The sequence below is a fragment of the Roseovarius sp. PS-C2 genome, assembly GCF_018862045.1.
Lineage (GTDB): Bacteria > Pseudomonadota > Alphaproteobacteria > Rhodobacterales > Rhodobacteraceae > Roseovarius.
In genome coordinates, this window is sequence record NZ_JAHKSQ010000003.1 from 439,342 (window position 1) to 460,703 (window position 21,362).

General features: G+C 61.8%; 15 protein-coding genes. 7 read left to right on the top strand and 8 right to left on the bottom strand.

Annotation, left to right across the window (positions count from 1 at the left end; genetic code table 11):
* Positions 1-150: 150 nt before the first annotated feature.
* Positions 151-1,266, bottom strand: coding sequence for a 3-dehydroquinate synthase (aroB, locus tag KPG71_RS08110; RefSeq protein ID WP_216337584.1), 1,116 nt, complete (start codon positions 1,264-1,266; stop codon positions 151-153).
* Positions 1,263-1,823, bottom strand: coding sequence for a shikimate kinase (locus tag KPG71_RS08115; RefSeq protein ID WP_367397327.1), 561 nt, complete (start codon positions 1,821-1,823; stop codon positions 1,263-1,265). Before KPG71_RS08115 ends, aroB begins: the two co-directional genes overlap by 4 nt.
* A gap of 112 nt (positions 1,824-1,935) precedes the next feature.
* On the opposite strand from KPG71_RS08115, the gene KPG71_RS08120 reads away from it, so the two are divergent.
* The 4 genes from KPG71_RS08120 (at position 1,936) to KPG71_RS08135 (ending at position 6,046) form a co-directional block, all read left to right on the top strand.
* Complete coding sequence (locus KPG71_RS08120) at positions 1,936-2,085, top strand: hypothetical protein (protein ID WP_188744968.1); 150 nt, start codon at positions 1,936-1,938, stop codon at positions 2,083-2,085.
* Entirely contained in the window at positions 2,072-3,598 is a 1,527-nt protein-coding gene (locus tag KPG71_RS08125) for a hypothetical protein (protein ID WP_253196154.1), read from the top strand. The genes KPG71_RS08120 and KPG71_RS08125 overlap by 14 nt, the downstream gene beginning before the upstream one ends.
* Before the next feature lie 4 nt (positions 3,599-3,602).
* Positions 3,603-4,577, top strand: coding sequence for a site-specific tyrosine recombinase XerD (locus KPG71_RS08130; RefSeq protein WP_367397328.1), 975 nt, complete (start codon positions 3,603-3,605; stop codon positions 4,575-4,577).
* Between the two features lie 158 nt (positions 4,578-4,735).
* Positions 4,736-6,046 (top strand): HlyC/CorC family transporter, encoded by a 1,311-nt coding sequence (locus tag KPG71_RS08135; RefSeq protein ID WP_216337586.1) that lies wholly within the window; start codon positions 4,736-4,738, stop codon positions 6,044-6,046.
* Between the two features lie 115 nt (positions 6,047-6,161).
* On the opposite strand, the gene KPG71_RS08140 is transcribed toward KPG71_RS08135, so the two are convergent.
* Positions 6,162-8,591 (bottom strand): FAD-dependent oxidoreductase, encoded by a 2,430-nt coding sequence (locus tag KPG71_RS08140; protein WP_216337587.1) that lies wholly within the window; start codon positions 8,589-8,591, stop codon positions 6,162-6,164.
* A gap of 224 nt (positions 8,592-8,815) precedes the next feature.
* On the opposite strand from KPG71_RS08140, the gene KPG71_RS08145 reads away from it, so the two are divergent.
* Together KPG71_RS08145 and KPG71_RS08150 are read left to right on the top strand one after the other, a co-directional pair.
* Positions 8,816-11,233, top strand: coding sequence for an FAD-dependent oxidoreductase (locus tag KPG71_RS08145; RefSeq protein ID WP_216337588.1), 2,418 nt, complete (start codon positions 8,816-8,818; stop codon positions 11,231-11,233).
* A 157-nt stretch (positions 11,234-11,390) separates the two neighbouring features.
* Positions 11,391-11,990: an NTP transferase domain-containing protein gene (locus tag KPG71_RS08150; protein ID WP_216337589.1), complete on the top strand. Its 600-nt coding sequence runs from the start codon at positions 11,391-11,393 to the stop codon at positions 11,988-11,990.
* A 134-nt stretch (positions 11,991-12,124) separates the two neighbouring features.
* Here KPG71_RS08150 and KPG71_RS08155 read toward each other — a convergent pair whose 3' ends face one another.
* Both KPG71_RS08155 and KPG71_RS08160 read right to left on the bottom strand, forming a co-directional pair.
* Entirely contained in the window at positions 12,125-16,807 is a 4,683-nt protein-coding gene (locus tag KPG71_RS08155) for a Hint domain-containing protein (protein ID WP_216337590.1), read from the bottom strand.
* A gap of 1,187 nt (positions 16,808-17,994) precedes the next feature.
* Positions 17,995-18,402 carry a helix-turn-helix domain-containing protein gene (locus tag KPG71_RS08160; protein WP_216337591.1) on the bottom strand — a complete coding sequence of 136 codons (408 nt, stop codon included), beginning with the start codon at positions 18,400-18,402 and terminating at the stop codon, positions 17,995-17,997.
* A gap of 101 nt (positions 18,403-18,503) precedes the next feature.
* Here KPG71_RS08160 and KPG71_RS08165 point away from each other — a divergent pair, with 101 nt between their 5' ends.
* Positions 18,504-19,112 (top strand): cation transporter, encoded by a 609-nt coding sequence (locus KPG71_RS08165; protein WP_367397329.1) that lies wholly within the window; start codon positions 18,504-18,506, stop codon positions 19,110-19,112.
* 10 nt (positions 19,113-19,122) lie between these two features.
* Here the strand turns inward: KPG71_RS08165 and KPG71_RS08170 are convergent, their stop codons facing one another.
* From KPG71_RS08170 to KPG71_RS08180, 3 genes are all read right to left on the bottom strand, one after another.
* Positions 19,123-19,533 carry a response regulator gene (locus KPG71_RS08170; protein WP_216337593.1) on the bottom strand — a complete coding sequence of 137 codons (411 nt, stop codon included), beginning with the start codon at positions 19,531-19,533 and terminating at the stop codon, positions 19,123-19,125.
* A gap of 9 nt (positions 19,534-19,542) precedes the next feature.
* Positions 19,543-19,818: an Hpt domain-containing protein gene (locus tag KPG71_RS08175; RefSeq protein ID WP_216337594.1), complete on the bottom strand. Its 276-nt coding sequence runs from the start codon at positions 19,816-19,818 to the stop codon at positions 19,543-19,545.
* A gap of 61 nt (positions 19,819-19,879) precedes the next feature.
* Positions 19,880-20,848, bottom strand: coding sequence for a PleD family two-component system response regulator (locus tag KPG71_RS08180; RefSeq protein ID WP_216337595.1), 969 nt, complete (start codon positions 20,846-20,848; stop codon positions 19,880-19,882).
* Positions 20,849-21,362 lie beyond the last annotated feature (514 nt).

Here is a 21,362-nt window from a genome sequence, read left to right on the forward strand (position 1 = left end):
GACGGCCTGAGCACCGCTACGACCGCCAACCGGAAACGCCATATCAGGCGCTGTATCAGGCCGGTTTGCGTCCCACATGGACGCAAATTTCGTGGATGACCCCGATTTTCGTACAAAACCCGCGTACATTTCGTACAAAACGTACGAAACTCAGCCGCGCTGCGCCAAAGCCTCGGCCAGAAGGCCGCGCACGGCGTCCGCGTCCACGTCCGAGGTCACGAAGGCCTCTCCGATGCCCCGCGCCAGAATGAAATGCAGCTTGCCCGAGACAACCTTCTTGTCCTGCCCCATGAGGTCCAGAAGCCCATCCGCATCCGGCAATTCCCCTTCAATATCAGACAGATCGACCTTCATCTTCATGTTTCGAAGATGCGCACGCACGCGGCTCGGGTCCTCCTGGCTGCACAGCCCCATCCGGGCCGACAACTCGAAGGCCAGCGCACATCCGATGGCCACCCCCTCGCCATGCAGCAAGCGGTCGGAATACCCCGTCGCAGCCTCCAAAGCATGACAGAATGTATGACCCAAATTCAAAAGCGCCCGATCCCCCTGTTCGGTTTCGTCCCGCACGACGATCTCGGCCTTCATCTCGACCGAGCGTTTCACGGCGGCGATCCGGGCCTCCATATCACCTGCGGCAGCGCGTGAAGCGTTCTCCTCAAGCCATTGGAAAAACTCGGAATCTCCCAACAGCCCGTATTTCACCACCTCGCCATACCCGGCCAGGTAATCCCGCTCGGTCAGCGTGCCGAGAACCGCCGTATCGGCCAGCACCATGCTGGGCTGATGAAAGGCCCCGATCAGGTTCTTGCCCTGCGGCGCGTTGATCCCGGTCTTCCCCCCGACCGAGCTATCCACCTGCGCCAACAGGCTCGTCGGCACCTGCACAAACCGCACCCCCCGCCGCAACACCGCCGCGGCAAAGCCCACAAGATCACCGACCACCCCGCCACCAAAGGCGATCACGATGTCGTTGCGCTCGATCCTTTCGGCCAGGAGCCATTCGACAGCCCGCTCGAAATGCGGCCAGGATTTCGTGGCCTCGCCTTGAGGAAGGGTCATCACCGACGCAGTAATTCCCTTTTTTTCCAGTCCGTTGAGAAGCGTTGTTAAATGAATTTCAGCGACATGCTCATCCGCCACAATGGCCACGCGCGGACGGTGCAGCAAGGGCGCGATCAGCTCTCCCGCCCGCTCCAGCAATCCGGGACCGATATGAATGTCATAGGCCCGCTCACCCAGGGGCACATGCACCGTTTCCATCATTTCACCATCTCCAGAACATCTGCTCGCGCGGCCAACGCCTCGCGCACCTTTTCGGCCATCGCCTCGATCGAATACTCCGGCCGCGCCTCGACCCTCAGGTCGGCCATGCCATAGATCGGAACGCGCGCCTCGTAAATCTCGCGCAGCGTCGCATAAGGATCAACTGTGCGCAACAAAGGCCTGGTATTCTTGTGTTTTACCCGATTCCACAACAACTGAAGATCGGCCTTCAGCCACACCGACACCCCCTTGTCCGAGATCAGCTTGCGGTTTCTTTCAGCCAGAAACGCGCCGCCGCCCGTGGACAGGATACCGTGTTCGCCCTCCAGCAACCGGTCGATCACCTCTGTTTCCCGGTCCCGGAAAAACGCCTCGCCATCGCGGGCGAAAATCTCGGCGATGCTCATCGCCGCCGCCCGCTCGATCTCTGCGTCCGAATCCAAGAAAGGCACCCCGAGATCGGCTGCCAGGGCCTTGCCCACCGCTGTTTTTCCCGCCCCCATCATGCCGACCAGAACGACGGTTTTCTTCAGCTTCCACTGCTCTGGTGCACTCACTGTAGGCGCTCCCCTGCCAAAATTCGGGATCTCGCCACTGAATGACGTGATCTTGTCTGAAATGCCAGTTATAAAGTTGGAAAAAATACGGACCAATACAGGCAGGCCCAACATGTTCAGACTGATCAAATGGCTGTTTTACCTCGCCATTCTGGCGTTTATCGCGCTTGTGGGCTATGCTTATATCGGTCCTTTTTTCGGTGCGGATTTCTCTCCGCCCAGCAATGAGATTCGCCAGGAAATCATACTTGAGACAGGCTAAAGCCCTCCTTGTATCGCTATTGATGGTGTCCGCCGCGCAGGCGCAAGAGCCGCTTTCGGCCATCGACTGGCTGGACGAACCGGTATCGGTCAGCGTTGCGGCGCCACTGGCTGTGCCGCTCAACGCCCCGCCGGTGGCCGACGGTGTGGCCGTGCCGCGCGTAACGGTGATGCCGCTCGACGCGCAACAGTCCGATTCGGTCGGGCTGCTGCCGGGATCGACCACCGGATTGCCCACGACGCTGTGGCAGGCCAGCACCACCGACCGGCTCAGTGCGCAACTGTCCAACCTGCCCGCCACCCCCTTGCCCGCCACGCAGGCGCTTTACTACACGCTGCTGCTGGCCGAGGCCGACGCCCCCGCCGATGCCGGAACCGATGCCCGTTTCCTCAAGGCGCGACTGGATGCGCTCAGCAAATTCGGAGCGGTCGATCCCGCTCTCGCCCTGATGGAGCGTGCGGGCCCCGAAACCGAACCCTTGTTCGACCGGTGGCTGGACCTGTCGCTGCTGGCAGGGGCCGAGGACGCCCCTTGCGCCGCTCTGGCCAAGCGTCCGTCGCTGAGCCCCCGCTACAGCGCGCGCATTTTCTGCACCGCCCGCGCAGGAGATTGGCAGACCGCCGCGCTCACCTATGAAACGGCGCAGGCGCTCGGGCTTCTGACGCCGTTGCACGCCGATCTTCTGGCGCAGTTCCTGGACCCGGAAACCATAGACAACGGCCCGGCACTGGCCCCGCCGCCAGAGATGACGCCCCTGACCTTCCGCCTGTACGAGGCCATGGGCCGCCCCCTGCCCACCGGTGGCTTGCCGCGCGCCTATGCCATGGCCGATCTGCGCCCCACCGCCGGCTGGAAGGCCCGGCTCGAAGCCGCCGAACGTCTGGCGCAGGCCGGCGCTTTGCCGTCCAACCGCCTGCTGGGCCTTTATACCGAGCGCAAACCCGCCGCGTCGGGCGGCGTGTGGGACAGGGTCGCCGCGATACAGGATTTCGATCGCGCCCTGAGCAGCGCCGCCCCCGAGCGGATCGCCGCCACCCTGCCCACCGCTTGGCGCGCGATGCGGGCGCAAGGCCTGCAAATCGCCTTTGCCGAACTCTTTGGCGAGGCCCTGATCGCGCAACCGCTCCCCGATGGGCCCGCCTCCACGCTGGCCCTGCGCATCGCGCTTCTGTCTCCCGCCTATGAAAGCGCCGCGCCCAAAGCCGGGGAAACACTGCCCTTCCTGGCCGGTCTGGCCCGTGGGGCACCGCGCGCCGATCAGGCGCAAACCGAACTGGAACAATCCATCGTCGCGGCCTTCACCGCCTCTGGCCCCGCCCCGGCCTATGCCGGGTTGCTGAACAGCGGCAAGCTGGGCCAGGCGATCCTGACCGCAGCCTTGTCGCTGGATCGCGCGGGCCCACGCGGTTTCGACGAGATAACCGACGCCCTGAGCACCCTGCGCGCCGTCGGGCTTGAGGACACCGCCCGCCGCGCGGCCTTGCAACTGCTGCTGCTCGAAAGCCGGGGCTGAGATCGTGCCGGACACAGGGCGACGCTGGATTTCCACCTTTCTGGAGGCGCAGGCCGCCGAACTGGGTGCAGCGCAGAACACCCTGCAGGCCTATGCCCGCGATCTGGCGGATTTCGACACTTGGCTGACCTCCCAGGCACTCGATATTCCGGGCGCCACGCAACGGGACATCGAAAACTACCTTGTCCATTGCGATGCGCAGGGGCTGGCCCGGTCCACCCGCGCCCGCCGCCTGTCGGCCATCAAACAGCTTTACCGCTTCGCCTTTGACGACCGCCTGCGCGAGGACAATCCGGCAATCCGCATCAAGGGACCGGGCCGCGACCGGAAACTGCCCAAAACGCTGAGCGAAGAGGAGGTCGACCGCCTGCTTGCCGCCGCGCGCGGCCATGGCCGCTCGGACGCGGAGCGTGCGCGCAACACCTGCCTGATGGAATTGCTCTATGCCACCGGCATGCGGGTCAGCGAACTGGTCGCCCTGCCCGTCGCCGCCGCGCGCGGCGATCCGCAGATGCTGCTGATCAAGGGCAAGGGCGGCAAGGAACGCATGGTTCCCCTGTCTCCCGACGCGCGCGACCGGCTGGCCGAATGGCTGACGGTTCGCGACGCCGCACAGGACAAGGCCCGCGAAAAGGGGCGCGCGCCCTCACCCTTCCTGTTTCCATCGACCGGCAAGGCCGGGCATCTGACCCGGCACCGCTTCTACACGCTGATCAAGGAGTTGTCCGTCGCCGCCGGGGTCTCTCCGGCCAAGGTCACCCCGCATACGCTGCGCCACGCCTTTGCCACGCATCTTCTGGCCAACGGCGCCGACCTGCGCGCGATTCAGACACTTCTGGGCCATGCCGATGTCGCCACGACCGAGATTTACACCCATGTGCTCGAAGAACGCCTGCGCGATCTGGTGCAGCAGCATCATCCGCTGGCGGTGGCCGCACGGCGCAAATCGGGCGACACGCCCCCCTCGGACGATCCATAACCCGTCTCAAGCGCCCCATCGCCGCCCGCGCCACTCCGACGACGCACAACACCGATGCATCATGAGGCCCCGGATCGCCCGGCATCATGACATTCCTCCCTTGATTGCCGCCCGCCCGCGCCCCATAACCGCTATTGGACAAACGGACGCCCTGCTTCATGGAACCATCATCACTGACACTCGATGCCGCCTTCTGGATCACGGCTGCGGCGATCCTGACACTTCTGGTGCTGTCGGGCCTGTTTTCGGGCAGCGAGACCGCGCTCACCGCCGCCTCGCGCGGCAAACTGCGCGCCCGCGCCGACAAGGGCGATACCGGCGCGCAACAGGCGCTCGACATCACCGAGGACAACGAGCGGCTGATCGGCTCGGTCCTGCTGGGCAACAACCTCGTGAACATCCTCGCCACCTCGCTGGCCACGGCCATGTTCACCCGGCTGTTCGGGGAATCCGGGGTCGCGCTGGCCACGCTGGTCATGACCCTTCTGGTGCTGATCTTCGCCGAGGTGCTGCCCAAGACCTACGCCATCACCAATGCCGAAGCCGCCGCCGCGCGCGCCGCGCCGGTGATCCGTGTGGTGGTACGCGTCTTCTCCCCCGTGGTCAGCGCCGTGCGGCTGCTGGTGCGCGGGGTGCTGCGCGTCTTTGGCGTGAAAACCGACCCCGACAGCCAGATTCTGGCCGTGCGCGAGGAAATCGCCGGTGCCCTCTATCTGGGCCATTCCGAGGGCGTGGTCGAAAAAGAGGACCGTGACCGCATCCTTGGCGCGCTCGATCTCGGCGAACGCGCGGTCGAGGAAATCATGCTCCACCGCAGCCAGATCGAGATGATCGACGCCGAAAACGACCCGCAGGCGATCCTCGATCAGTGCCTGCAATCCAACCACACCCGCCTGCCCGTCTATCGCGACGATCCCGACAACATCATCGGCGTGGTCCACGCCAAGGACCTGCTGCGCGCCATGCACAAGCTGGTGATGGGCGGCGAGAATGTCAGCGCCGAGGCGCTCGAGCAGTTCGATATCTGCGACGTGGCGATGAAACCCTATTTCGTGCCCGAAACCACCACGCTCGACGACCAGATGCGCCAGTTCCTGCGTATGCGCAGCCATTTCGCGCTGGTGGTGGACGAATACGGCACGCTTCAGGGGCTGATCACGCTGGAGGACATCCTCGAAGAGATCGTTGGCGAAATCACCGACGAATTCGATCCCGACGCCGAACACCCGATCCGGCGCAGCGACGACAACCGTTTCCTTGTCGACGGGGCGATGACGATCCGCGACCTGAACCGCGCCACCGACTGGAACCTGCCCGATGACGAGGCCAACACCATCGCCGGTCTGGTCATCCACGAGGCCCAGATGATCCCCGAGATCAATCAGGTGTTCAGCTTCCACGGCTTCCATTTCGAAGTCGCCGCGAAATCCGACAACCGCATCACCAAGCTGAAGATCCGCAAGTTGTGATCGCCATCCGTGCACCACAGCCGGAAACTTGAAAAGTTTCCGCTCCGATTTCTTTTCAAGAAATCATGCCGTTGCACCTCAATCTTAAACCGCAGTCGCCCTGTCCTGAGCCTCCTCACGACCGCAATTTCTCGCCCCTCGGATCGAATGGCGGTTCGTGCAGGATCCGCCCCTTGTGCGGACGGCCGAGGATCATCACCTCCACCGCGTCGCCCGGCGCGGCTGTCCCGTGTTTGACATAGCCGAGCGCAAGGCTCATCCCCACGCTGTAGCCATAGGTCCCCGAGGTTACGCGTCCCACCGGCACACCGTCCTTGCGGATCGGCTCGCCGCCCGTGGCATCGGCGTTCGAGGCCGTCACCTCCGCCTCGTCCACCGCGATCAGCACCAGATCCTCGCGCGCAGGTTTTTGCAGCGCCTCCTGCAACGCGCCCTTGTTCAGGAAATCCTTGTCCATCTTGCAGAGCGGCGCCAGCCCCACCTCATGCGGCCAGTATTCCGGGCTGTATTCGCGACTCCACGAGCCATAGCCCTTTTCGATCCGCATCGACATCAGCGCCCGCGCGCCCACCGGGCCCGCGCCCACCTCTTTCCCGGCCTCCAGCAGCGCCGCGTAAAGCTGCGCCTGATCCTCGGTCGCACAGTGTAATTCCCACCCCAGATCGCCGGTAAAACTGACCCGCAGCGCAAGGCATTCGACCCCCGCCACTTTGATCGTCCGCGAGCGCATGAACGGAAAATCCCCGGTCGCCAGCGAGGCATCGGTCAGCCCCTGCAACATCTCGCGCGATTTCGGCCCGGCCACGTTAAAGCCGCAGATCGCCTCGGTCACGCTCTCGAAACTCGTGCCCTCGGGCAGTGGCACCATATCGAAGAACCGCTTGTGATAGCGTTCCGCCATACCCGAGCTGATCACCCGGAATTCATCCTCGGCCACCCGAGTCACCGTGGCATCCCCCGCAATCCCGCCACGCACGGAAATCAGCGGCGTCAGGCAGGACCGCCCCACGCTCTTGGGCATGGTGTTGGCGAAAACCGCATTCAGCCAGTCCTCGGCCCCCGGCCCCTTGACCCGGTACTTGGCAAAGTTCGAGATGTCGATGATGCCCGCCCGCGCGCGCAGCATCCGGCATTCCTCGCCCACCGGCCCCCACCAGTTCTGCCGGGTGAACCCGTTGCTGTCCTGCACGCCGGGCGCATCGGAAAACCACTGCGGATGTTCCCAGCCATAATTCAGGCCGAACACCGAACCCATCTGCTTTTGCACCTCGTAAACGGGCCGCGTGCGCAGCGGACGCCCCGCAGCGCGTTCCTCGTTCGGGTAATGGATGGCAAAGCGATGGGCATAGACATCCCTGACCTTCGCCTTGACGAACGCGCGGTCATTGGCCCATTCGCCGAACCGCGCCATGTCCCAGGCGAACATGTCGTATTGCATCTCGCCTGTCGTGATCCACTGCGCCACCATCAGGCCCATGCCCGCCGACTGGCTGAATCCGGGGATGATCCCGCCGCACATGAAATAGCCCTTCTTTTCCGGCACCGGCCCAAGGATCACGTTGCTGTCCGGGCTCCAGATCATCGGCCCGTTGATCACCCGCTTGATCCCGGCCTCGGCGGCCACCGGCACGCGCTCCATCGCGCGCATCACGTTTTCCATGATGCGTTCCAGATCGTCGGGGAACAGATCATGCGCGAAATCCAGCGGCGTGCCCTCCTCGGCCCAGAACCGCATGTCGCGCTCATAGGCCCCGATCAGCAGGCCCTTGCCCTCCTGGCGCAGGTAATATTCCCCATCCCGATCCGCGACCGAGGGCAGGCGGCGGTCCAGCCCCGCGATCCCGGCGATGGTTTCGGTGACGAAATACTGATGCTCGGTCGGTTGCAGCGGCACTTCGACCCCGGCCAGCTTCGCCACTTCACGCCCCCACAGCCCAGCGGCATTGATCACCCAGGGTGTGCGGATCTCGCCCTTGGGGGTCTCGACGATCCAAGTGCCGTCAGGCTGCTGCACCGTGGCCGTCACAGGCGTGAAGCGATGAATTTCCGCCCCCCGCTGGCGCGCGCCCACGGCATAGGCATTGGTCACGCCCGACGGGTCCACATTGCCGCCATCGGGTTCCCACATGATGCAGCGGATACCGTCGAAATTGACCAGCGGGTGAAGCTCCTGCGCCTGATCGCGGCCGATCTCGCTGAAATTCATGCCATAGAGGTCCGCCTTGGCGGCTTGCAGGCGCAACTGATGTTCGCGCGCCTCGGTCTGCGCCAGGTACAGGCTGCCGGGCTGGAACACGCCGCAGGACTGGCCGGTTTCCTCTTCCAGCCGGTTGTAGAGCGTCATCGTATAATGCTGCAGGCGGCTGATATTGGCGCTGTCATGCAGCCCGTGAATATTGGCCGCCGCATGCCAAGTGCTGCCGCTCGTCAGCTCGTCGCGCTCCAGCAGCACGACATCGTTCCATCCCGCCCTGGTCAGATGGTAAAGGATCGAGCATCCAATGACGCCCCCGCCGATGACGACGGCCTGTGCGTGGGTTTTCATGTCCAGTTCCCCGGCTGTTTCGCAACCAGCCTGACGCCCTTGCCGGCCCGGATGTTGCCGGTTCACGACATGATTGGTCGCAAGCATACAAGTCCGCACCGGGATTTCGCATCGCCCCGCCCCGGCCCCACGATAAACCAACAACGACACCCATTGTCGTTTTTCGACATGCCCGACCCTCCCGCGCGCCCCACTCTGATCCCGACAAGCAGCAGGAGGCCCCCATGAAAACCACCACCCGTGTGGCCGTGATCGGCGGCGGAGTCGTCGGATGCAGTGTGCTCTATCACCTGACGAAACTCGGCTGGTCCGACGTGATGCTGATCGAACGCTCGGACCTGACCAGCGGCAGCACATGGCATGCGGCGGGCGGGTTTCATACGCTCAATGGCGATACCAACATGGCCGCGCTTCAGGGCTATACGATCAGGCTCTACAAGGAACTCGAAGAGATCACCGGCCTCTCCTGTGGGCTGCACCATGTCGGCGGCGTGACGCTGGCCGACAATCGGGACCGCTTCGACATGCTGCTCGCCGAACGGGCCAAGCACCGCTACATGGGGCTGGAAACCGAAATCGTCACCCCCGAAGAGATCGCCAAAATCGCCCCCGTCACCAATACCGACGGGATCATCGGCGCGCTTTACGATCCGCTCGATGGCCATCTCGACCCGTCCGGCACCACCCACGCCTATGCCAAGGCCGCGCGCATGGGCGGGGCCAGCATCGAAACCCATTGCCATGTGCATGAAACCAACCAACGCCCCGACGGCACCTGGGACGTGGTGACCGACAAGGGCACCATCCACGCCGAACACCTGGTCAACGCCGCCGGTCTCTGGGCGCGCGAGGTCGGGGCGATGGCGGGCCTCTACCTGCCGCTGCACCCGATGGAGCATCAGTATATTGTCACCGGGGAGGTCCCCGAAATCGCCGCGATCATCGACGCGGGCGGCGAACACCCCCATGTCATGGACCCGGCCGGCGAATCCTATCTGCGGCAAGAGGGGCGCGGGCTGTGCATCGGGTTCTACGAACAACCCTGCCGCCCCTGGGCGGTGGACGGCACGCCGTGGAACTTCGGCCACGAACTCCTGCCCGACGATTTCGACAAGATCGAGGACAGCATCGCCTTTGCCTATCGCCGCTTCCCGGCGCTGGAACGCGCGGGCGTCAAATCGGTGATCCACGGCCCCTTCACCTTTGCCCCCGACGGCAATCCGCTGGTCGGCCCGGTGCCGGGGCTGCGCAATTACTGGTCGGCCTGCGCGGTGATGGCGGGCTTTTCCCAAGGCGGCGGCGTCGGCCTGATGCTGGCGCAGTGGATGACAAGTGGCGAATGCGAACGCGACGTCAGCGCGATGGACGTGGCCCGCTATGGCGACTGGATCACACCGGGCTACACCCGCCCCAAGGTGATCGAGAACTACCAGAAACGCTTTTCGGTCTCCTATCCGAACGAGGAACTGCCCGCCGCGCGCCCCTTCCGCCAGACGCCGATGTATGAGGTGTTCGACGGCCTCGGCGCGGTCTGGGGCCACCAATACGGGCTCGAGGTGCCCAATTATTTCGCGGCCCCCGACGAACCGCGCTTCGAAACCCCCAGCTTCCGCCGCTCCAACGCGTTTCAGGCCACCGCCCGCGAGGTCAAGGCCGTGCGCGAGGCGGTGGGCATCAACGAGGTGCAGAATTTCGGCAAATACCTCGTGACCGGCCCGAACGCCCGCGCCTGGCTCGACCGGACCATGGCCGGGCGCATCCCGAAGCCGGGGCGCCTGTCGCTCACCCCGATGCTCAGCCCCAAAGGCCGGATCATCGGCGATTTCACCGTCTCCTGCCTCAACGAAACCACCTTCCAGCTCACCGCCTCCTATGGCGCGCAGGCCTATCACATGCGTTGGTTCCAGCAGAACGAAGCCGAGGGCGTGCATGTCGAAAACATCTCGGACCGCCTCACCGGCTTCCAGATCGCCGGACCCAAAGCGCGCGAGGCGCTGTCCGCCTGCACGCGCGACCCGATATCGGACATGAAATTCATGGATATCCGCCACGCATGTGTCGGCATGGTGGATTGCCTCGTGCAGCGGGTCAGCTTCACCGGCGACCTGGGCTATGAAATCTACTGCGATCCGATGGCGCAGCGCGCGCTGTGGGAAACGCTCTGGACCGCGGGGCAGGCCCACGGCATACGCCCCTTCGGGATGCGCGCGATGATGTCGCTGAGGCTCGACAAGTTCTTCGGCGCATGGTTGCTGGAATACGGGCCCGATTACACCCCGGCGGAAACCGGGCTGGACCGCTTCATCAGCTTCACCAAAGACGCCGATTTCATCGGCCGCGCCGCCGCCGAGTCCGAACGCACAACCGGCCCCGCCCGCAGGCTGGCCGCGTTCGAGGTGGACGCCGACGATGCCGACGTCAACGCCTATGAACCCGTCTGGGTCGACGGCACGGTCCAGGGATTCTGCACCTCGGGCGGCTATTCCCACCACACCGGCAAATCCATCGCGCTGGCGCTGATCCCGGCCGAACACCTGCAGGACGGTCTGAAAGCCGAAATCGAAATCCTCGGCCAGATGCGCCCCGCCCGCCTGATCACCACGCCGCTGTTCGACGCCGACGGCACCCGCATGCGCGGCTGACCCGGCGCGCGCAAGTTCCCGCTGGCCGGATGCCCCCGGCGCGGATATTTTGAACCGGAAGAAGGACAGCCCCTGTCTTTCTTCTTGCAGAAATATCCCGGGGTGAATTGGCCGAAGGCCAAGAGGGGCAGCGCCCCTCCCCGATAACGGAGAGCACATGCCCGACGTCGCCATCCTGATCCCTGCCGCCGGGGCCTCGTCCCGGATGCGCGGACGCGACAAACTGCTCGAACAGGTGGACGGCCAGCCGCTCCTGGCGCGGCAGGTCCGCATGGCGCTGGCCAGCGGGGCCGGGGTGCTGGTGACCTTGCCCCCCGGCGACACCGCCCGCCGCGCCGTGCTGGAGCCCTCCGACAGGCTGACCGTGCAGGACATCCCCCAGGCCGCCGAAGGGATCGCCGCCTCGTTGCGCACCGGGGCGCGTTGGGCACAAGAACATGGCGCTTCGGGTCTCATGGTGCTTCTGGCCGACCTTCCGGATCTGCAACAGGACGATCTGGCGCAAATGCTGGCGGCCTTTTCCCGCCAGCCGGAGCGCGCAATCCGCGCCGTGGACAGCGCTGGCCGCCCCGGCCATCCGGTGATCTTTCCCGCCCGCCTGTTCCCGGCGCTGGCGCATGTCACGGGTGATCATGGCGCGCGCGCGGTTCTCGCGCGCGAAGAGGTCACCGCCCTGCCCCTCCCGGAAAACCGGGCAACGACCGATCTCGACACCCCCGAAGCCTGGGCCGCCTGGCGCGCGCGCACCGGACGGTAACGGCGTTATTGTTTGCGAAAACGAGATAATCCCGGCCAAAAGCCGGGATTATCCACGTCAGGAAAACAGGACAGCCCCTTCCCCGTTTCCAAGGGGCCGGCACGCCCCAAGGGCGTACCGACCAGCTGCAAACCCTATTTCACCAGAAGTTTCGCTTCGTGCTTTTTCAGCGAACGGCGTGCCGCCTGATACGATCCCAGACCCTCGGCATCGCGCAATTCGGGGAAGAGATCGTAGATCTCGTCGCGCTGCGCCGTGCCCATGCCGTCCATGGTCTGCTCACCGGGTTGGAAGCTTTCGGTCCAGGCCCCGTTCGACAGAACCACCTCGTGCTGATCGAACATGAAGTGGATATAGCTGACCGAACTGGCCTCGACCGCATCCACCCCATCGAGACCGGTCAGGTGCTTGGCCGCGGCCAGAACCTCGCGCTCCTCGAAATAGAGCGCGGTCCGGTCGTTGTTGATCAGCACCCTGTGGTTCGGGCTGACGACCATATCGGTCTCGGGCAACCCATGCCCAAGCGATCCGGCGCGGATCAGCACCGGCTTGAGATGCGGCGCCTGCAACAGCTCGCGGCCCTGCAGGTCGCGCCGGCCCAGCCAGCGGATTTCCTGGATGCCGTTGTCGCGGGTGATGATCCGGTCGCCGACCTGCAGGTCCTCGACCAGACGCTCGCCCTTGGGCGTGGCGATCACCGTGCCCGGCGTGAAGCAGGGGATGATGTTCTCGATATTCGAGAAGGTCATCGTGTCGGTGACATTGCCGTCGGCATCCTTGAACTCGACGAACCCGTCTTCCTTGTCGGCCGACGTGTAGTTGATCGTCAGGTTGCCGTTCGGGTTCGCCGCCTCGGCCGCGCCGGTCAGGTCCAGCGTGTCGTAATCGTCCGCCGGATCGCCCGATGTGGTGGTCTCGTTGCCGTCGACCACATCGCCCCCGGTGATCCCGGTGAAATAGTCGCGATCCGCCCCGCCGATCAGGTCATCCTGACCTTCTCCGCCAGAGATCGTGTCGTTCCCGGCCCCGCCGATCACCGTATCCGAACCTTCACCGCCGAACAGGCTGTCATCGCCCTCGTCGCCATAGATCAGGTCGTTGTCGACACCGCCATAAATGGTGTCGTTCCCGGTGCCGCCCAGCAGGGTGTCGTTGTCGTCCTCGCCATAGATCAGGTCGTCGCCGGCCCCGCCTTCGATATAGTCCAGCCCGTTTTCGGGAACCGGATCGGTGGCATCGGGGATTTCTCCGTCTATCCCGGCGATCGGATCGTTACCGAAGCCGCCCCAGATCGTATCGTTGCCGTCACCGCCATAGATCGTGTCCGAGCCGTGGCTGCCGGTGATCGAATCGTCACCCTCGTTGCCCTCGACATAATCGTCATCGATACCCGCGTTGATCGTGTCGTGGCCGGTGCCGCCGATAATCGTGTCGGCATCGTCGCCGGTGTTGATCACATCGTTCCCGGCCCCGCCATCGACGAAGTCGCGCCCGTCATCGGGGTTCGGATCGCTGGTGGCGGGCAGGCCCGTCGCCGGGTCGATCAGGAACGGGTTTGGCAGGGTGGGATCGTCTCCGACATAATCCGAGAACGCATCTATCCCGGCCTCGATCGTATCGTCGCCATCGCCGCCAAAGATCGAATCCGACCCCAGGTTGCCGTCGATGAAATCATGTCCGTCGCCGCCGTGGATCGTGTCGTCGTCGATCCCGCCGTCGATCACATCGTTGCCCGTGCCGCCGGTGATGCTGTCGGCATCGTCGCCGGTGCTGATCGTGTCGTTCCCGGCCCCGCCATGCACGGTGTCCATGTCGTCCATCTGGGCAGCCCCGGTTTCGAAGGGCACGCCGACGAATGTCTCGTGATCGTTGACGTTGCTGCCCGCGCCGGTGTCGATCACATCGTCGCCATCGCCGCCCAGCACGCTGTCACGGCCATCGCCGCCGGTCAGAACGTCATCGTCCTCGCCGCCGTCCAGCGTATCGTCGCCGGTGCCGCCATCCAGGGTATCCTCCCCGGCCATGCCCTGCAGGCTGTCGTCGCCCTCTTCGCCCAGCACACTGTCATTGCCCGTTCCGGCATCGACATCGTCATCGCCCAATCCGGCGATCACCGTATCGTCCCCGTCACCGGCCTGCACGATATCGTCCTCGGGGCCTTCGCCCGGCAGGATCGCATCGCCCGCGTCGATCATGTCGCCCTCGGGATCGCCCGTGTAGCTGTCGTCGATCAGGTCGCCGCCACCGGTGCCCTCGACAATCCCGTCACGCGGGTTTTCCGCCACGCTCACCGTGACCGTCGCGGTATCGGTGCCGCCGTTGCCATCCGCAACCGTATAGCTGAAACTGTCCTCGCCGCTGAACCCGGCATCCGGGGTATAGGTGATCGTCCCATCGGCATTGATCACGGCGCTGCCATTGGCCGGATCGGTGACATCCGTCACGCTCAGCGTATCCCCGTCCACATCCGTGTCATTGCCCAGAACCGGGATGGTGACATCGGATTCAAAATCCGTGGTCGCCGTATCGTCCTGCGCCAGCGGCTCGTCATTCACCGCGTTGATCGTCACGTTCACCGTGGCGGTATCGGTGCCGCCATTGCCATCCGAAACCGTATAGGTGAAGGAATCCGTGCCGTTGAAATCCGGGTCGGGCGTATAGGTGATCGTCCCGTCCGGGTTCACAACCGTCGTCCCGTTGGCGCCATCGCTGGCCCCGGTCACCGTCAAGGCGTCGGTTTCCGGGTCGGTATCGTTGGCCAGTACCGGGATGGTGACGGAATTGTCCTCGTTCACCGAGGCGGTGTCATCCTTCGCATCCGGGCCCAGGTTCTCGGGCCGGATCAGGTTTTCGATCTCGGCAAAGGTCATGCTGCCCGAGACCGTGCCATCCGCATTCAGGAACTCGACCGTTCCCGAGGTGGAATCGCCATCCGCATCCAGCGTTTCATCGACCACGCGCAGCGGGCCTTCGCCGCTCAGGTCCAGCGTGTCGTTGTCGTCCCCGTCGGTGCCGCCATCCACATGGTCGCCAGCCGTGCCGCCGATGATGTAATCCGCATCTTCATAGCCATAGATCGTATCGGCCCCGTCGCCGCCGATCAGTGTGTCGTTCCCGACCTCGCCACCAAGGAAATCATCCCCCTCGTCGCCGGACAGAAGATCATCGCCGTTACCGCCCCAGATCGTGTCGTTCCCGACACCACCCGAAAAGGTATCGTTCCCCTCGCCGTCGGCCGCTCCCAGCTCATCGTCGATGAAGTCATCGCCCGCGCCGCCTTCGGCCAGATCATCGCCCGCACCACCCAGAAGCGTGTCGTTGCCTTCACCACCGATCAGCGTGTCCTGACCACCCTCGCCATGGATGACGTCGTTGCCGTCCCCACCATCCAGGGAATCATCCCCGTCCGCGCCGTCATCGACCACCCCGACGGGTGCGTCGAAATACATGTCGGTGATGTTGATGCCCGAATTGTTCGGACCGTTCTCGTAATGCACGACCTCGATACGTGCGACCGGCCCCGCGATGTTCACCAGCGCCGAATATTCCGGCGCGTAATCTTCCTTGTAGCCGCCCTTGCTGTCGATCACCTCGGTTCCGGCAATCCCGTCCGCATCGTATACAGACAGGCAGGACCCGGCGTCGATGTCCAGCTCCTGCTTGTTGCCATCGGCGTCATAGGCATAAATCTTGACCACGCCATCGCCATCGATGTCATTGATCCGGAAAGAAATATTTTCGACCTCATCCGAGAAATCGAACGCATAGGTCGCGCTGCCGTAATCCCCGACCAGTTCGGAATCCATCGAACTGTAGGCATCCACACCGTTGCCGTCATCGGTGATCGAATGCACCTTTTGCAGATTGTCGGCAAACTCGGTCTGCACACCGCTGGTCGCGCTCACCACCGAAAACGTCACATCGACATTGCCGGTGTTCTGCGTGACCCCGCCATTCAGCGGATCGCCCGCATCCACGGTGCCCGATCCGCCATTGGTATCGGCGATCTTGTCCCACTCGAAACTCTCGCGCACCATTTCGACGGACCCGCTGCCGTCCATGTTGCTGTCGCCATAAATGGTGTCGTCGCCGCCCTCGCCCAGCACGGTATCGCTACCCGATCCGGCATACACCACGTCATCGTCCGCCCCGGCCTCGACCCGGTCGTCGCCGCCAAGCGCATCGACGATATCCATGTCGCCCGACTGTCCGGCCAGCACCGCATCGCCCGCGTCGATCATGTCGCCCTCGGGGTCGCCGGTATAGGCCAGGTCGATCACCTCGCCCGCATTGCTGCCCTCGACGATACCGTCTTCCAGCGGTGCCGGAGCCACGATGGAACTGCCATCGACCGACTGGTTCGAATACCAGCCCGAATAGCAATCGCCGGTGATCTGGTTGATGGTGACGCCCGAAATCTGAAGATTGTCCAGCGTGCCGCCGTCATACAGATCCGAGATGAACAGATCGCCATTGGTCTGCTGCATCATCACCACATCGACCGTCTTGGTCGTGCCGTCGGCCAGCTCCAGCGTGACATTGGCCTCGAGAGTCCCGTCGGTCTGGTTGGTGACCGATCCGCCGCCCAGATCGTAGGTCAGCTTGTCATAGGTGCCGTAATCGTCGTCATCGACGGCGCCATCGCTCTTGGCATCCTTGAACGAGGCTTCGACGATCTGCATCTGCGTGTAATCGACCTGCACTCCGTTCAGCGACGAGGCCTTCTCTGACGTATAGTTATACTCGGACGTGTCGGTGCTTGCGAAATTCCCCAGATAAATCAGGTTCGCAGTCCCGTAGGTGGCATAATACGTCATCATCGAACTCCTCGTTACACGCGGGAAGCGCCCGGTCGCGTCTCTCGTCCCCACACGGCGCGTGCTCGCGCACGTCCGCTGGTTGTCACTTCAGCAATGCCGGACCGACAGGGAAAAATGCGGAGTTCTATGGACCACTCAAAGCAGGTGCGAACGCCCCGCTTGCTCGTATTCCAAAATGGCAGCTACCTTGCGCGACGAAACAGACACACTCGGCATACGCCTCCCCCGCACCCTGCAATCGGGCACTGACAGTTCAGCGGCCGCCCCCACGGCCAAAGTATACCCCCCAGTTGGGCACATCCCTGAATACGGCAGCGTTTGTGGCAAAAAAAGTGAAATTTGTCAGAAAGCGGGCAACAACAGGGGAACATGCGACCGGACAGGCCCAAAAATTGACCACAGGTTGTATTTTTGGACCCGAACAGCTTTCAAAACGTAACCAGAGATAAAGACATAAGATATTGTTTTTATTTCTTTTTACTAAAATTCAGCAAAAACCAAAAGCCGCAAATTCGCCTGATTGTTTCCAAAATGGAAACGCGGGGAAAATGGCCATAGTTTGGTCATATTTGAGGTGCCACCCCCTGCCCAAATGGTTAATTCGAGATCAATAGCCCGAATACACCCCGAAAGGTGCCTTTTCGGAAACAAATAACCCGAATCGGAATAGCCCCGACCACAAAAATGCCACATTCTTCCCCGGCACCTTGCTCGACCGGCCTGACGCCCCCACTGGTTGCCTGTCCGGGACGGTCGGCTTGGCGAGATCGCAAAGGCCCAAGCCGCGCTCCGCAGATCGCTCTGCGCGCGAACACTTTGACACGATAAAAGATAGTGCGGATCGGCCATCGAAATGACAACGGAACAAATGGCTGGCACCGTGAATGACCGATGGGTAACGCCAATATCACGAAACCGGCTAAGTCATTGGTGCCCAAGGAGAGACTCGAACTCTCACGGTATTGCTACCGGGGGATTTTGAATCCTCTAAAAACATAAACAAATTGAAGAAAATAGAAAAAATGCCTCCCAAGGACAAATCAAGAACGAATGATGAAAATGGGAACACAACTTTCTCTGTGTTCGTAGAGCAAATCAATCGTTAGATGCGTAATTCTCCATGTTGTAAATTTTAGGGGAACATATCGTGGCTCGCTGTTTCTGCGCGGCAAACCACCCTCTATTCAGTCAGAGGACATTGCATCCAGAATACGACAATTCTTGATTGTGCCGCCACCACGGCATTTTGCAGAGATGTGCCGCAGTTCTGCAGCCAGCGCTTGCAGGTCCGCAATCTTACGTTCGACCTGAGCCAAATGCGTTGCCGTTATCGCATCAACCTCCCGACAAGGACGCGCAACATCCGAGGCCATGCCGAGCAACTCGCGAATTTGGTCGAGGGAGAAGCCAAGATCCCGACAACGGCGTATGAACCTTAGGCGGTCCAGCGCCGCAGCATCGTAAGAACGATAGTTGTTTGCGCTCCGACCAGGTGAAGGAAGAAGTCCGATCTTTTCGTAGTAGCGGATCGTGACCACCTTTGTTCCGGTCAAATCCGAGAGGTCTCCGATCTTAAGATTCTCGCGCTTCATGGCTTGACCCTATAGTCGCTATAGACCGTATGTAACGCAAACTGTTATATATGACGAGACCTCCCATGCCCTGCTGCTCCAACGATACATGCTCCTCAAACGTGGTCGCGACTGGTCGCTACCGCGCTATCCTCTGGATTGTTCTAACGATCAACGCTGTGATGTTTGCAGTGGAGATAATCGCCGGTCTAGCTGCGGGTTCGGCCGCCCTGCAAGCCGACGCGCTCGACTTTTTCGCCGATGCCGCAAATTACGGGATTAGCCTGTTCGTTCTCGGTATGACACTCCGTTGGAGAGCCAGCGCGGCTCTCGTGAAAGGCGCTTCAATGGGTCTTTTCGGTCTATGGGTGATCGGAAGCGTTGTCTGGCATGCCCTACAAGGTACAGTGCCAGCATGGGGAACAATGGGCTTGGTCGGCGTTGCCGCTCTGTTAGCTAATGGCGCTTGCCTCGCCTTACTCTACGCATGGCGTGACGGCGACGCAAACATGCGCTCAGTTTGGATTTGCTCGCGAAACGACGTTGTTGCGAACCTTGCGGTACTTGCCGCGGCTCTTGGGGTATTTGGAACCGGAACTGGTTGGCCAGACATTATCGTTGCATCCATCATGGCCTTTCTGGCGCTGCAAGGGGCGGTCACAATTATTCGTCACGCGCTTTCAGAGCTGCGCGAGAGCGGCGAAGCTGAACCAGTCCCGCTTCTCCGATGAGCCTAATTCATCAGCCGTTGAGGTAGCGAACAGATGGTGTGACCTGCTCATCCTCTTCTGAAAGAGCCTCACGCAGCTGAGCGGGCAAAGTCATTGGGTTAAAGGGTTTTGTAATCACTTTGAGAGCCCCTTCCGACAGCAACCCTTCAGCAAATCCTTCCCCGACCTTGGCTGTCACGTAGATAGCCTTGACATTGTCCATGCCCGGCATCGCGGAAATCGCGGTGTACACCTCACTTCCGGTCATCTCAGGCATCATGTAATCCAACAGAAGCAAATCGGGCCTAAAGGTTTCTGCTTCCTTCAGAGCCGATGGACCATCGGAAGATTGTTTGAGCTCGAAGTCGTCGGCAAAGGACAGCGCAATATCAACAATAGCTCGTATATCTTCGTCGTCTTCGACGTGAAGAACTTTATACATTACACGCTCTCACACTGCAGCTTTATCAAGCTGAGCTTCCATTTCATCCAGAAGAACCTCGACCTTCTGAACCACTGCTGCGTCGTCGGCCGATGCGTCGTCTGCGATCGTTTCCGCCTCGCGGGCAGCGTCGCCAATCGCGTCGAACCCCAAGGATGGCGCAACCCCTGCCAGGTTATGCGCCTTGCGGGTGATCTCCTGAAAGGCGCGGCTTCGAGTTTCGGCTGTTCTGCAGCATTGCAGCAATGCCTCGATATCCAGAATACGCTCTTCCAGCGATTCCATGAATTTGATCCTGAGCGCAGAGATGGCTCCGTCAATCGTCTGCTTTTGGTTGATCTGGACGTTATGCGACATGAGCCGTCCCTCTTGAACTGATGGACCTGTGGTTGTGGACACCATGCTCTTGTGCGGAATGCATTGCGGTGAACAGCATCCCAGTCGGATCGTTGAACAAACCGAGACCGTTCGCCTCGGGAGAGCCGACAGCTACGGAAGGAACGAGGGCCGCGTCGTCGGAAAACATGCTAGAGATCTGGCTGATTTTCCAACCAATATCAGCTTCCACAGTTTCGGAATCCAAACGGTTCAAGCGGGTGGTCAGCGCACAGAAATTACCGCTGCCGAAATAGGACAGAACACGCAATCCACCATGCAGCGATTCACCAATAGACCGCGCCACCTCGGCCATGGTGTCAGCAAATTCCAGCCCCGACGAGTGGACGAAGATTTCATGGGCGTTGCGAACATGGAAGCCGACAGCGACCGTTGTCATAAGACGCACGGGCCCAAGGCGCAGCACATAGTTTTCAAGGCTGCTTGCCGGAATCAGGAAGCTGCAATCGGCGATTATATCCGGGTCCTCGAACCCATGCGCCGATCCATACGATAATTCGGTTTCTGCGAGTTGGTAGGAAATCTGACTGGCTTGCCGACGTTCGCTCGCGAGCGCTTCGACCATGCGCATGCGCGCCTTGATCTCCATCGTGTCTACCGGCTTGTTGATGTAATCGCTCGCCCCGGCGTCGAACGCGGCATCGATATATTTTTTGTCCGTCAAGGACGAGATCATTACGATTGGCGTTTTGTCGTAGGATGGCTTGCTTCTGATCGACGCGCACAGGTCAATCCCGTTCATGCCGTCCATATTGATGTCGAGAAAGAAGCAGTCGAAAGGTGACTGCGACTGTGAGATGACATCAAGCGCTTCTTCACCGGAGGATGCACAATGCAGGTCGCTATACCCGTCATTTTCCAGAACCCGCATCAACAGATCGAGAAAAAGAGGCTCGTCATCGACGATGAGTATTTTCATTTCCGTGCTCACATTTCCAAAGGAGGGTTACAGGATTACTGCTGAGCACTCGTTACGCTTGTCTTGTAAGAAAGTTTCTTGCTACTCTTCGAGTTGAGTGCCCCCCCAATCTGGCAACAATGTGGTACTCAACTGAAAATTGATAACTTTTAAGAAACAAAATGAAATAGTGGTACGGACATGCACAAAGAATAGGCTCTCTATTCCGGCACCTCAGCTGTCAACGGCGGAGTAAAATTCGGCCATTGTGGCGGAGCAAAAGTCGGCCAGTTTGGCGCGAGCGCCTTGGAGCGTGCGGCCCTCATATAGCACTATTCCGGCACCTCAGCTGTCAACGGCGGAGTAAAATTCGGCCATTGTGGCGGAGCAAAAGTCGGCCAGTTTGGCGCGAGCGCCTTGGAGCGTGCGGCCCTCATATAGCAAGCCCGGTCCAAGGCGCATTGGCCGTCAGGCCAATTCTGTGAGGTTCATTTGTTAGCGGCGGCGAGGCGGGCGCGGCTTTGATTGAGGCGGT

Excerpts from the sequence above, each read along its gene's own strand:
- aroB (WP_216337584.1), bottom strand. The coding sequence starts at position 1,266 with ATGATGGAAACGGTGCATGTGCCCCTGGGTGAGCGGGCCTATGACATT.
- KPG71_RS08170 (WP_216337593.1), bottom strand. The coding sequence starts at position 19,533 with ATGTATAAAGTTCTTCACGTCGAAGACGACGAAGATATACGAGCTATT.
- KPG71_RS08175 (WP_216337594.1), bottom strand. The coding sequence starts at position 19,818 with ATGGAATCGCTGGAAGAGCGTATTCTGGATATCGAGGCATTGCTGCAA.
- KPG71_RS08155 (WP_216337590.1), bottom strand. The coding sequence starts at position 16,807 with ATGACGTATTATGCCACCTACGGGACTGCGAACCTGATTTATCTGGGG.
- KPG71_RS08160 (WP_216337591.1), bottom strand. The coding sequence starts at position 18,402 with ATGAAGCGCGAGAATCTTAAGATCGGAGACCTCTCGGATTTGACCGGA.
- KPG71_RS08140 (WP_216337587.1), bottom strand. The coding sequence starts at position 8,591 with ATGAAAACCCACGCACAGGCCGTCGTCATCGGCGGGGGCGTCATTGGA.
- KPG71_RS08150 (WP_216337589.1), top strand. The coding sequence starts at position 11,391 with ATGCCCGACGTCGCCATCCTGATCCCTGCCGCCGGGGCCTCGTCCCGG.
- KPG71_RS08135 (WP_216337586.1), top strand. The coding sequence starts at position 4,736 with ATGGAACCATCATCACTGACACTCGATGCCGCCTTCTGGATCACGGCT.
- KPG71_RS08145 (WP_216337588.1), top strand. The coding sequence starts at position 8,816 with ATGAAAACCACCACCCGTGTGGCCGTGATCGGCGGCGGAGTCGTCGGA.
- KPG71_RS08120 (WP_188744968.1), top strand. The coding sequence starts at position 1,936 with ATGTTCAGACTGATCAAATGGCTGTTTTACCTCGCCATTCTGGCGTTT.
- KPG71_RS08180 (WP_216337595.1), bottom strand. The coding sequence starts at position 20,848 with ATGAAAATACTCATCGTCGATGACGAGCCTCTTTTTCTCGATCTGTTG.